An 11,814-nucleotide genomic window follows, 5' to 3' on the forward strand; every position below is an offset into this window, starting at 1 on the left:
TCCTAAAGCAAAGACATGATCATTATGTAAAGGTGGTCGTTCTTTATATTTTTTTACTTTGTTTTAGGAATAATAAAATGCCATTATCAGATAGAAAAATTAGAAAACGAGACCGCACTCCCTTACTTTTGTTCAACATGATGCAACAAAATCAAGATGCAACCATAGTTCGCGAAATCGCTTCTGGAATTCGTTCTGGTGACGAGATTCATCAAGTTTTTGTGTCTCAACCTCCTAGTTCTGACCCTCAAGACCGATTAAATCATTGGCCTATGCCAGAAAAGGTTGCCCCTCTTACACCAATTTTCAAACATCAATTACAGTCTACAATTGCCCGTCGTGGTGGCATGGATTATGAGGAAAAAGTCGATAGAGATTCTGCACAAGAAATTTCTTCTTTTTGTATGTGATGTAAGAGTCTAGTCAATAGCCGCTTATTTAGCCTGCTGTGCATTCAATTAATTCTTGTTTTCTGTCACTAGCACGGAGTACTAGAGACAGGAAAACCTGTTTCTAACTTTTTCCTTTTGATTAGCAGAAAGTTAAAAGTGACAGCGTGAAAACTTTACTTTTGGCGGTTAAATTTGTCCTGCACAAATGTTCAGCAATTAAATAATAGCTTCTTGCATACTAATAACAATAATAAAGCCTAATGAAAACAAATTGTCAAAACATACAGTTATATCAAAAGAACTAATGTGAGAGTTATTATTTGAGCTTATAAGGTGAATAGTTACGAGGTAATTCAATATGGGGCTATTTGGTTTCTTAAATAAAATAAATCCATCAAAGGAGTCTGGGGAATGTGTTGTTCATAGTATTCAAGCGGCAGAAATTTTAACAGGTGCTCAAGGAGCGTATACAGAGGATCTTGAGTCTTGGGATACCCATGAAACTCTAATGGAGTTAGAGTCTACAGTGGTAGATAATTGGGAAGATGTGAAAAAATATATCTTAGAAAATCCAAATAAAGTATTTATTCTCGAAACTGAAGGGCATTCATGGAATGCATTTTCGACAAGAGATGGCGCCTATCATCATATAGATCCAAATCAAGGGATCTACCGGTCCCTTCGTGACAATGAAAATTACGAAGGTCTATATACTAAAAAGTACCAAAGTTTATTTAATAATGATGATGGTGTTAGAGATAATGTCATTATTAGAATTTTTTGGGGAGTTAAATCCAGAATGGCGAAATGGGCTAGAATACCAAAGTACAACTTATAAACCATTTATGTCATTTTTCGAAGCAGAAAATGTGAGTGGCTATAGTCTGGAAGAAATAGAAGATTGTTCACGTACAGCATCTCAATTCGTATAGGGGCTTGAAGCCCAATGACTGGGTAGTCGCGGTAGTTGAAAATTTTATATTTTTTTGTTGTTTTAAATTTGATAAAAGAAAGAGAAACATAGCTAATGTTCCTCTTTCTTGAAGTTTATTTAAGCACCGGCCAAACGCTTGTACTTAATACGATGTGGCTGTTCTGCATCGATACCTAAACGGTGCTTACGATCCGCTTCGTACTCGGTATAGTTGCCTTCAAACCATTCGACATGGCTATCACCTTCATAGGCTAAAATGTGAGTAGCGATACGATCTAAGAACCAACGATCGTGCGAAATCACAACAGCACAGCCTGGGAAGTTAAGTAGTGCATCTTCTAGCGCGCGTAAGGTTTCTACGTCTAAGTCATTGGTCGGCTCATCGAGTAGTAATAAATTGCCGCCACGCTTTAATAATTTAGCAAGGTGGACACGGTTGCGCTCACCACCGGATAAATCACTGATGCGTTTTTGTTGGTCACCGCCTTTAAAATTAAAACGGCTGACATAAGCACGCGATGGCATGGTAAAGCTGCCAACGGTGATGTGATCAGAACCTTCGGAGATTTCTTCCCAGACGGTTTTATTATCATCTAAGGCATCACGAGATTGATCAACGCAGGCGAGGTCTACCGTTTCGCCGACTCTAAAGTCGCCTTTGTCCGTAGTTTCTTGACCGGTGAGTAATTTAAAGAGTGTTGTTTTACCCGCACCGTTAGGGCCGATAATACCGACGATGCCGCCACGAGGGAGGTTAAAGCTTAAATCATCGATGAGTACACGCTCACCAAAACCTTTGGCAATATTATTTGCCTCGATGACAAGATCGCCCAGGCGTTGCCCTGGGGGAATATAAAGCGACTGGGTTTCATTACGCTTTTGAAATTCTTGTGAAGAGAGTTCTTCAAAACGGGCTAACCGAGCTTTACTTTTGGCGCGGCGACCTTTTGGATTAGAGCGTACCCATTCAAGTTCGGCCTTGATGCTGCGGTTGTGGGCATCTTCTTGACGTTTCTCTTGCTCTAAACGCTGTTCTTTTTGCTCAAGCCAGGATGAATAATTACCCTCATAAGGGATGCCTTCGCCACGGTCAAGCTCTAAAATCCAGCCGGCGACGTTATCTAAGAAGTAACGGTCGTGGGTAATGGCAACAACGGTGCCTTTAAACTCATGTAAGAAACGCTCAAGCCAAGCGACACTTTCAGCATCTAAATGGTTGGTTGGCTCATCCAGAAGTAACATATCTGGGTTAGAGAGTAATAATTGGCAAAGGGCAACACGACGACGCTCACCTCCTGAAAGGACAGAGACATCGGCATCCCAAGGCGGCAGGCGCAGCGCATCAGCCGCAATTTCTAGCGTACGGTCTAAATCCCAGGCATTGGCCGCATCGATTTGATTTTGTAACTCGGCTTGCTCTTCGAGCAGTGTTGTCATTTCATCAGGATCAAGCTCAGGATCGGCAAATTTCATGTTGATTTCGTTATAGCGGTCAACGATGGCCTTGGTTTCTTTGATGCCGATTTCGACATTGCCGCGCACATCTTTAGTCGGATCAAGTTGGGGCTCTTGGGGCAGATAGCCGATATTAATGCCAGGTTGTGGGCGAGCTTCGCCATCGAACTCTTGATCGACACCGGCCATAATGCGTAACAAGGTGGATTTACCCGCGCCATTTAAGCCCAAAACGCCGATTTTCGCCCCAGGAAAAAAGGATAAAGAAATGTCTTTTAAAATGGTTTTACCGGGAGGGACAACTTTGCTGACCCGGTTCATGGTGAAAATGTATTGTGCCATCGTATATGGTTGCCTTATGTTGTCTTGTTTTATGGAAACTGATGAAATCATACCACCAGTCCAGCAAAAGAAGAAAACTTCTGGTAGAATAACGCTGTCTGAAATTTCTACTCAAAACTTTGGAGAGTAAGCATGTTTGACCCGCGTACGATTGCAGATTTCGACCCTGAACTTGCAAAAGCAATACAAGATGAAGGCATTCGCCAAGAAGAACATATCGAATTGATCGCTTCAGAGAACTATACTAGCCCTCGCGTGCTCGAAGCACAAGGCTCTGTATTGACCAATAAATATGCCGAAGGCTACGCGGGTAAGCGTTATTATGGTGGTTGTGAGTATGTTGATGTTGCTGAGCGTCTCGCTGTTGAACGTGCTAAAGAATTGTTCGGTGCAGACTATGCTAATGTTCAGCCGCATGCCGGTTCACAAGCCAATGCTGCGGTGTATCAGGCCTTATTAACGCCGGGTGATACGGTGTTAGGCATGAGTTTAGCGCATGGTGGCCATTTAACGCATGGCTCTAAAGTGAACTTTTCCGGCAAGCATTATAATGCGATTCAATATGGTTTAAGCGAAGCGACGGGTGAAATTGACTATGATCAAGTTGCTGAATTAGCTCGCGAACACAAGCCGAAAATGATCGTCGCAGGTTTCTCTGCCTATTCTGGCATCGTTGACTGGCAACGTTTTCGTGATATCGCTGATGAAGTCGGTGCGTATTTAATGGTTGATATGGCGCATGTTGCCGGCTTAATTGCCGCCGGCTTGTATCCAAACCCGGTGCCAGTCGCTGATGTGGTGACAACGACTACGCATAAAACCTTGCGCGGCCCACGCAGTGGTTTGATCTTGGCAAAAGCGAACCCGGAGATTGAGAAAAAACTAAATTCAGCCGTTTTCCCCGGTATGCAAGGTGGCCCGTTAATGCATGTTATCGCAGCAAAAGCGGTGGCTTTCAAAGAAGCGATGGAACCTGAATTTAAAGAACATCAAACGCAAGTATTAAAGAATGCTAAGGCGATGGTCAGTGTCCTGATGGAGCGCGGTTATAAGGTGGTTTCGAATGGCACAGAAAATCACTTGTTCTTAGTGGATTTAATCGATAAGGATATTACCGGTAAAGATGCGGAAGAAGCACTGGGTCGTGCCAATATTACCGTGAATAAAAACTCAGTGCCGAATGATCCTCGTTCACCGTTTGTAACTAGCGGTTTGCGCTTGGGTTCTCCGGCGATTACGACGCGTGGCTTTAAAGAAGCAGAAGCCAAGCAGGTGGCCGAGCTGATTTGTGATGTCTTAGATCATATGGGCGATGAATCTGTGATTGAAAAGACTAAGCAATCGGCGGCGTCATTGTGTCGCGAGTTTCCTGTGTATAAAAAGTAAAATTTAGAAGATAGCTAGAGGGTAGAATAATCGGCCAGTTGCTAGAAAGTTCTCTAGTGACTGGCTTTAAAGTCTAGGAAATCTAGCAAGCTTAGCAGGTGATATAAATGCAGTGTCCATTTTGTCAACATAAAGATACGAAAGTGATTGACTCACGCTGGGTGAGTGAAAGCAACCAAGTGCGTCGTCGCCGTGAATGCATTCAGTGCAGTGAGCGTTTTACGACCTATGAAGGGGTGGAACTGGCGATGCCGCGTGTGGTGAAGCGCAATGGTGATCGTGAAAGTTTTAATGAAGATAAGTTGCGTAAAGGGGTGACGCATGCCCTGGAAAAACGGCCAGTGTCTGCAAAAGATATCGACGCTTTGATTCAGAAAATCAGTTCACAAATGCGCGCGATCGGTGAGCGTGAAGTCGACTCTGGCCTGCTCGGTGAGTGGGTGATGGGTGAGTTAAAAGGGTTGGATCAAGTCGCTTATGTGCGCTTTGCGTCGATTTATCGAAGTTTTCAGGATGTCGATGAGTTTCGACGCGAAATTGAGCGTTTATTGCAAGGTGAGAGTGCGTGAACACGCAATTAGATCAAGATAGTTTAGATCAAAAATATATGCAGCGGGCATTGAATTTGGCTGAAAAGGCGTGTTATACCGCTAAACCAAATCCCTGTGTGGGCTGTGTATTGGTTAAAGAAGGTGAAATAATTGGTGAAGGTTATCATCAACGTGCCGGTGGCCCACATGCCGAGGTGTATGCACTCAGGCAAGCGGGTGAAAACGCCCACGGTGCAACCGCCTATGTCACGCTAGAGCCTTGTGCCCATACGGGGCGTACCGGGCCTTGTGCTGAAGCTTTAGTGAAAGCCAATGTGAGTCGCGTTGTTATTGCCATGCAAGATCCATTTGATCAGGTTGCTGGAAAAGGCATAGAAAAATTACGCGCTGCGGGAATAGAGGTAAGAGTCGGTGTATTAGAAGAACAGGCTCGAGGTTTAAATCCAGGGTTTTTAACGCGAATTGAGAAAAATCGCCCGTGGATACGCATTAAAATGGCCCAAAGCTTAGATGGTCGCACGGCGATGGCTTCAGGGAAAAGCCAGTGGATTACAGGCCCCGAGTCACGCCAAGATGTTCAGCGTTTGCGCGCGCGTAGTTCGGCGATCTTAACAGGTATTGGCACGGTATTACACGATGACCCTGAATTGAAAGTGCGCTCTGGTGAATTAGGTGAAGCGTTTTTAGAGCAAGATCAGCCATTACGAATTATTTTAGATAGCCAGTTAAGGATTTCCCCACAGGCCAAAATTTTACAACAAGCCGGTCAGATAAGCGGTTCTGTGTTGATTATTACGAGTGAAGTGAAAAAAGGCAGTGATCAAGCCCGAGCTTTAATGGGTTTGGGCGTAGAAGTTATTTATGCGCCCGTGAATGAGCTTGGAAAAATAGATTTATTGTGGTGTATGCAAGAACTTGCTGCAAGAGATATTAATGAGTTGCATGTCGAAGCCGGTGCGAGTTTGGCTGGAGCATTAATGGCTCAGGGCTTGTGTGATGAGTTAGTTATCTATATGGCAACGGTATTATTAGGCAGCCAGGCGCGGCCTTTGTTTGAATTGCCACTTGCTAAAATGAGCGATAAAGTTGCATTGAAGCTTGAAGATCTGCGCCGTTTCGGCGATGATATGCGTTTTATACTAAAACCGGTGGTTTGATAGGTATGTTTACAGGCTTAGTTGCTGCTGTTGGGCAGGTTCAATCTTTGGTCTTTCAAGGTGAAGATGCGCGCTTGAGCATTGCTGCTGGTGATTTAGATCTGAGCGATGTTGCACTTGGCGATAGTATTGCGATTAATGGTGCTTGTTTTACTGTCGTAAGCTTTGATTCTGGCTCTTCTTTTTTTAGCGTTGATGTTTCTATAGAAAGCTTAAATTTGACGACACTCAAAGATTTAAAGCCGGGAAGTGCGGTTAACTTAGAGAAAGCGCTGCAATTAAGCTCACGTTTAGGCGGGCATTTGGTCAGTGGCCATGTGGATGGGGTCGGTGAGATTGTCGCTATTCAGCCGGCGGGTCGGTCGACTTCCTATCAGGTGAAAGCCCCTAACAGTTTATTACGTTATATTGCACCGAAAGGCTCGATTTGTGTGGATGGCACGAGCTTAACGGTTAATCGCATAGAAAACGATATTTTTGAGCTGAATATTATTCCGCATACTCAGGAAAAAACCATTATCCCAGGCTATAAAGTGGGTGGAAAAGTGAACTTAGAGGTAGATTTGCTTGCTCGCTATTTAGAGCGGTTAATAAGTTGCCAAGGTGATAGTGACAGCACACAGAGTCATAAAAAAACCATTGATGAGAATTTTTTAAAGCAGCATGGGTTTGTATAAGAATCGATATTGAAGAGGCGGAAGTTGCAGATGTTAAGTACTACAGAAGAGTTAATTGCTGAGATTAAAGCAGGAAATATGGTGGTCTTGCTAGACGATGAAGACCGTGAAAATGAAGGGGACCTCATCATGGCAGCGGATAAGGTGACGCCTGAGGCAATTAACTTTATGATCCGTCATGGCCGTGGCTTGGTCTGCTTGCCTATGAGTGGTGAAATGTGTGATCGCTTAAAATTACCAATGATGGTGCCTGCCGATAGCAATGGGACTCAATATCATACTAATTTTACGGTATCTATCGAGGCGGCAGAAGGGGTGACAACAGGAATTTCGACGTTTGATCGTGCAAAGACGATTCACACGGCGATATCCAAAGATGCGAAGCCTGCAGATGTCGTCATGCCTGGGCATATTTTTCCCTTACGTGCTGTTGATGGTGGAGTATTAGAGCGCCAAGGCCATACTGAAGCTTCTGTAGAATTAGCACGTTTAGCAGGATGTTCTTCTGCTGGAGTATTGGTTGAAATTATTGGTGATGATGGCAATATGGCGCGCCGCGATGAATTATTTGATTATGCCAAAGCGCATGGATTAAAAATTGGTACGGTGGCCGATTTGGTTGAATATTGCCAGCGTTTAAAGAAAGTCGCTTAAATTTTATAAAGATAAAGCTGTTAAGCTATTACTGAATAAATTTAAGTATTATTTTGTTGGGTTTTTTGAAATTAAAATAGAGTGAAGAGCATGAACGTAAAAGTCATAGAAGGTCAACTGATTGCACCTAAAGGTAAAATTGCGATTGTTGCAGGTCGTTTTAACAGTTTTATTGTCGATAGCTTAATTGATGGTGCCATTGACTGCTTACGTCGTCATGGAGTAAATGAAGAAAATATCACGGTGATTAAAGCGCCTGGCGCTTTTGAATTGCCTCTGGTTGTGCAGCAAGTTGCACGTCAACGTCAATATGCTGGTATTGTTGCTTTGGGTGCGGTGATCCGTGGTGGTACCCCTCATTTTGATTATGTGGCGGGAGAGTGTGCTAAAGGCATTGCTCAAGTGATGCTCTCTCATGAGTTACCGGTTAGTTTTGGTGTATTAACAACGGATAATATCGAGCAAGCGATAGAGCGTGCAGGTACAAAAGCTGGAAATAAAGGCGCGGAAGCGGCGATGGCATTGATTGAAACATTAAATGTTACGTCGTTGCTTGGAGAGTAATATGAGCCCTAAGATGCGCCATAAGAGCCGTAAAATTCTCGTTCAAGCTTTATATCAGTGGGCAATGACAGGTGACAATCTATCTGCCATTGAAACACAATTTCGCGCGACTAATGAGATGCAGCATTTAGATGGTGATTATTTTCATGAGTTATTGCATGCAATCCCCACACAAATTAGTGAGTTGGATGAAATTTTCAAGCCATTTTTACAACGTGCTGTTGATGAAATTAGCCCCGTCGAATTGGCTGTGTTGCGTGTTGGCACCTATGAGCTGAAAGAGCGCTTAGATATTCCATATCGTGTTGTTATTAACGAAGGTGTTGAGATGGCAAAAACCTTTGGTGCGGAAGATGCCCATAAATTTGTCAATAGCGTGTTAGATCGTGTTGCACAAAGTGTCCGCAAAGATGAGCAAAAATAGTCAAAATACATCTCAATCTTTAGGTGAATTTGATTTGATAGAGCGCTTTTTTAAGCGCTCTTCTTTTAGTCAAAATCAAAGCGTTATTTTAGGTATCGGCGATGATTGTGCTTTACTTGAAGTAAATCCAGGTGAAGTGGTTGCCGCCTCTATCGATACTTTAGTATCTGGTGTACATTTTTTCGCTGATGAAAAGCCATTTAATATTGGCTATAAAGCGGTGATGGTTAATGTCAGTGATTTAGCTGCGATGGGCGCACAGCCGCGCTGGCTAACATTAGCTTTAACATTACCAGAAGTCAATGAAAACTGGTTAGAATTATTTAGTCAGGGATTATTCCAAGCTTTAGATGAAACAGGTATGAGCCTAGTGGGGGGAGATACCACACGCGGGCCACTTAGCATGAGCTTGCAAGTGCAGGGAACGGTTGAAAAAGATAAAGCACTTAAACGCTCTGGTATGCAGGTTGGAGATGCTCTTTATGTTTCAGGGCCATTAGGAGGAGCTGCGCTTGGTTTGGCATATAGATTAGGCAAAATTGCATTTAATGATGAGAATGACGGAAAAGCGGCTCTACTTGTAGACCAAGCTTTATGTTTACCAAAGGCCCGCTGGCAGTTTGGCTTAATTTTAAAAGAGTATGCAAATAGCTGTATTGATATCTCTGATGGTTTAGTTTCAGATTTAAACCATTTATTAAAGCAGAGCAATTGTGGAGCGAAAGTTAACTTAGATGATATTCCCTATCACCCAGCTTTTAATTATTTAAATTTCGATTTAAATAAAAAATGGCAATATGCACTTGCGGGTGGTGAGGATTATGAGCTTTGTTTTAGTGTTAGTCAAAAAAATAAAGAAAAATTACTAAATATATTAAGAAAGGAAAATGTTAAGATTTTTCAAGTTGGAGAGGCTGTCTCTGGAGGTATGCTTTCTTTTTATTACAAGAGTAAAGCGGAAAGCTTAAAATTGTCAGGTTATGAACACTTTTAAGCTATTTAGTATTAAGCCCTATTGTTAATTTTTTTCTAATCATTACAGAGAGTCGTTTTATTCTTCTAGGGGACTGTTGCTAAGCGCAAGTGGTTCTTTAACATATGCTAGCCTTTCATTAGAGGTTTTTTGAAAAAACAATAGAGGAGCTTGTGTTTCTTCCTCAGCTTTTTCAGTTCGGATTTGTTTTTTTACAGTATTAGTTTGATTGCTTTGAGCAAAGCTAACTCGCCCAACATACTCCCCCATTCTGCTGACGCTATTCAAAGCGGCGTTCCAGTACATCTGCGCTAGGCTTTGCTTTTTTATAATAAATACAGAGCGAATAGATTCTAGCCCACTAAGTTTTGCTTCTTTGTGAGATTTTTTTCTTTGTCCAGGAGGCGCGCCCCTGATCTCAATCTCGCCATCATTATCGAGTCGAGCAATTTTTTGACTAATTCCTACATGTGCCCAGCAAATGTTGTCTTCTATTCTATCTAGAGCAACAGTGACATGTTTCTTTCGTAATATTGCGATACCGTGTCCACCACCACCTGGGTGAACTCCATTGATAATTGCTCCGTCACCATCTTCTAGGTTATTAATTAAATCAATTAATCCTTCAGGGGTAACAGATTGTGCATGCTGGCCTAATCGTTCTTGTCCAGATAAGTCGTAGCTGGTAGACGTATAAGCTGAATATTGGTAGCCATAACTGTCAAGAAGTGAACATGTCTCATTTTCATAAAACCCGTCTTGCAGTTTTGTTGCTGTGCCTATGAAGCATGGGTAAGCTCTTTTCGTTTTTCTACGGTGGTGTGGGTTTGCAAGGTGTGCATAGGTTGCAGCACGCCTAGCAAAGAGTGAAGAACCATAACCATAACCCAGGTTATAGGTTAATATTGCTACCGCTGTAGGAACACAGTCTTTTTTCCCTCCTACATCGGTTAACATGTTGAAGTTTTCAGTTCCGCAGGTTACTTTTTTTCCAAGGCATATTATTACTATATTATAAATAAAACTCGATTTTATATATTTTAGATGTCATTAACAATACTTTAAAATCAAAAACATTAATAATTTATTTGGCATGTGTTATAAAGAAAATTAAATCTGATGGTCTGTATTATTGAGCCGGACATTAATAAGTCTAAAACAAAATAGCTTCTGAATATTTTCCCTTTGTATGTGTTATTATGCTGCAATAATTTAGACATAGGGAATGAAAAAATAAAAAATAAAAAATAATGAATAATGGTAAGCCTCATATTCGAGAGATTCTAACCTCATTACATCAAATCACAGGCACACCTTGGCGAGGAGTCCATGATCAGGCGACGATATGCCTCGCTTTCAATACAGATTTAACAGATCATGCAGTACATCCGACTGAAAAAAGTATGTGGCCAGTGAGAACGCGGTTTATGGCTCCTGTTGCTCATGATCAGGATGGAAATCATCGTACTTGGTGGGATAAGGTTAAACATCTTTGGCATGCGGCTGAGCGATATGTAAAAGAAGGTATTGATTATGTAGATCATCATAAAGTTCGCTCGTTGGAGATTGCTGGGATGGTCCTGTTCGCAGTTACTCCTGTAGGGTGGTTTGTTGAAGGAATGACTGTTGGTGCGGCAGGAGTCTCTGTACTCGTTGAGACAGCTACAGCGATTCGTAGTGCTCAAATTGGTGAAACACTTATGGAAGAAAGCAACCTGTTTTATGCGCTCAAAGGCACAATGCAAGGTGCAAAACAAATCGGAACGGGATTGCTTCAAACTTTACCGCAAGGCTACGGGATGGGTTTGGTATGGGCTGGTAACTGGGATGCAAATGAAGGAGTACCTTTTGATGAGCATCTTTATAATACAGCGACAGGCACGATTAAAGACTTAGGGACCGCGATTGCATGGAATCGTGTTGGTTATGGAACAAAAGAAATGGCGCTCGGAGAATCAGAAAAGGCTTTTTTAATGCGGCCGGTGGAGCGGCAACACTCTCCGGCCTGTCAACAGGTTCCGTAACTCAGGCGTTAAAAGGAAGATAAAAATGATGCTGTTTAAAGCTATTCTAGCTTTTATTGTTCTCGTATTGATTGTTGGCTTATATCTTTTCTCTCCAACCATCATGAGGCACTTTAAGGAAAGGAAAAAGAATGATGTTTAAAATCAATTCATTTTGCAATTTGCGCCAAGGCTTCAATTTTGACCGCAACAATCAAAGCCGTATTATGCATGTGAAAAGCCTTACAATTGGTACAGTCACGCTTAACCCTGATTTTGAAGTAATAAACCCTGAGACAGGA

The 11,814-nt window shown here is 42.3% G+C and carries 13 protein-coding genes; 11 read left to right on the forward strand and 2 right to left on the reverse strand.

Annotated features, from left to right (window positions below; all coding sequences use genetic code 11):
- The first annotated feature begins 77 nt into the window (after positions 1-77).
- Positions 78-410: a hypothetical protein gene (locus tag BGC07_RS13125; RefSeq protein WP_069313471.1), complete on the forward strand. Its 333-nt coding sequence runs from the start codon at positions 78-80 to the stop codon at positions 408-410.
- Between the two features lie 340 nt (positions 411-750).
- A complete protein-coding gene (locus BGC07_RS13130) occupies positions 751-1,230 on the forward strand; it encodes a hypothetical protein (protein ID WP_235603208.1) in 480 nt (159 codons plus the stop codon).
- 213 nt (positions 1,231-1,443) lie between these two features.
- On the opposite strand, the gene ettA is transcribed toward BGC07_RS13130, so the two are convergent.
- Entirely contained in the window at positions 1,444-3,123 is a 1,680-nt protein-coding gene (gene ettA, locus BGC07_RS13135; RefSeq protein ID WP_069313472.1) for an energy-dependent translational throttle protein EttA, read from the reverse strand.
- Between the two features lie 132 nt (positions 3,124-3,255).
- On the opposite strand from ettA, the gene glyA reads away from it, so the two are divergent.
- From glyA to thiL, 8 genes are all read left to right on the forward strand, one after another.
- Positions 3,256-4,509 carry a serine hydroxymethyltransferase gene (gene glyA / locus BGC07_RS13140; protein WP_069313473.1) on the forward strand — a complete coding sequence of 418 codons (1,254 nt, stop codon included), beginning with the start codon at positions 3,256-3,258 and terminating at the stop codon, positions 4,507-4,509.
- Positions 4,510-4,616: 107 nt separating this feature from the next.
- Positions 4,617-5,078 carry a transcriptional regulator NrdR gene (gene nrdR / locus BGC07_RS13145; RefSeq protein ID WP_069313474.1) on the forward strand — a complete coding sequence of 154 codons (462 nt, stop codon included), beginning with the start codon at positions 4,617-4,619 and terminating at the stop codon, positions 5,076-5,078.
- On the forward strand, positions 5,075-6,217 hold the full coding sequence (gene ribD, locus BGC07_RS13150; protein WP_268801670.1) for a bifunctional diaminohydroxyphosphoribosylaminopyrimidine deaminase/5-amino-6-(5-phosphoribosylamino)uracil reductase RibD: 1,143 nt from the start codon (positions 5,075-5,077) through the stop codon (positions 6,215-6,217). Before nrdR ends, ribD begins: the two co-directional genes overlap by 4 nt.
- A 5-nt stretch (positions 6,218-6,222) precedes the next feature.
- Complete coding sequence (locus tag BGC07_RS13155; protein WP_069313475.1) at positions 6,223-6,894, forward strand: riboflavin synthase; 672 nt, start codon at positions 6,223-6,225, stop codon at positions 6,892-6,894.
- Positions 6,895-6,924: 30 nt separating this feature from the next.
- Complete coding sequence (gene ribB, locus BGC07_RS13160; RefSeq protein WP_069313476.1) at positions 6,925-7,548, forward strand: 3,4-dihydroxy-2-butanone-4-phosphate synthase; 624 nt, start codon at positions 6,925-6,927, stop codon at positions 7,546-7,548.
- A gap of 90 nt (positions 7,549-7,638) precedes the next feature.
- Positions 7,639-8,112, forward strand: coding sequence for a 6,7-dimethyl-8-ribityllumazine synthase (gene ribH, locus BGC07_RS13165; RefSeq protein ID WP_069313477.1), 474 nt, complete (start codon positions 7,639-7,641; stop codon positions 8,110-8,112).
- Position 8,113: 1 nt separating this feature from the next.
- A complete protein-coding gene (gene nusB / locus BGC07_RS13170) occupies positions 8,114-8,536 on the forward strand; it encodes a transcription antitermination factor NusB (RefSeq protein ID WP_069313478.1) in 423 nt (140 codons plus the stop codon).
- A complete protein-coding gene (thiL, locus tag BGC07_RS13175; protein ID WP_069313479.1) occupies positions 8,523-9,530 on the forward strand; it encodes a thiamine-phosphate kinase in 1,008 nt (335 codons plus the stop codon). The genes nusB and thiL overlap by 14 nt, the downstream gene beginning before the upstream one ends.
- Before the next feature lie 57 nt (positions 9,531-9,587).
- Here the strand turns inward: thiL and BGC07_RS13180 are convergent, their stop codons facing one another.
- The gene (locus tag BGC07_RS13180; protein WP_069313480.1) at positions 9,588-10,466 is read right to left on the reverse strand and encodes a hypothetical protein; all 879 of its coding nucleotides are present in this window, start codon (positions 10,464-10,466) and stop codon (positions 9,588-9,590) included.
- Between the two features lie 293 nt (positions 10,467-10,759).
- On the opposite strand from BGC07_RS13180, the gene BGC07_RS13185 reads away from it, so the two are divergent.
- The gene (locus BGC07_RS13185; RefSeq protein ID WP_069313481.1) at positions 10,760-11,533 is read left to right on the forward strand and encodes a hypothetical protein; all 774 of its coding nucleotides are present in this window, start codon (positions 10,760-10,762) and stop codon (positions 11,531-11,533) included.
- Positions 11,534-11,814 lie beyond the last annotated feature (281 nt).

The sequence above is a fragment of the Piscirickettsia litoralis genome, assembly GCF_001720395.1.
GTDB lineage: Bacteria > Pseudomonadota > Gammaproteobacteria > Piscirickettsiales > Piscirickettsiaceae > Piscirickettsia > Piscirickettsia litoralis.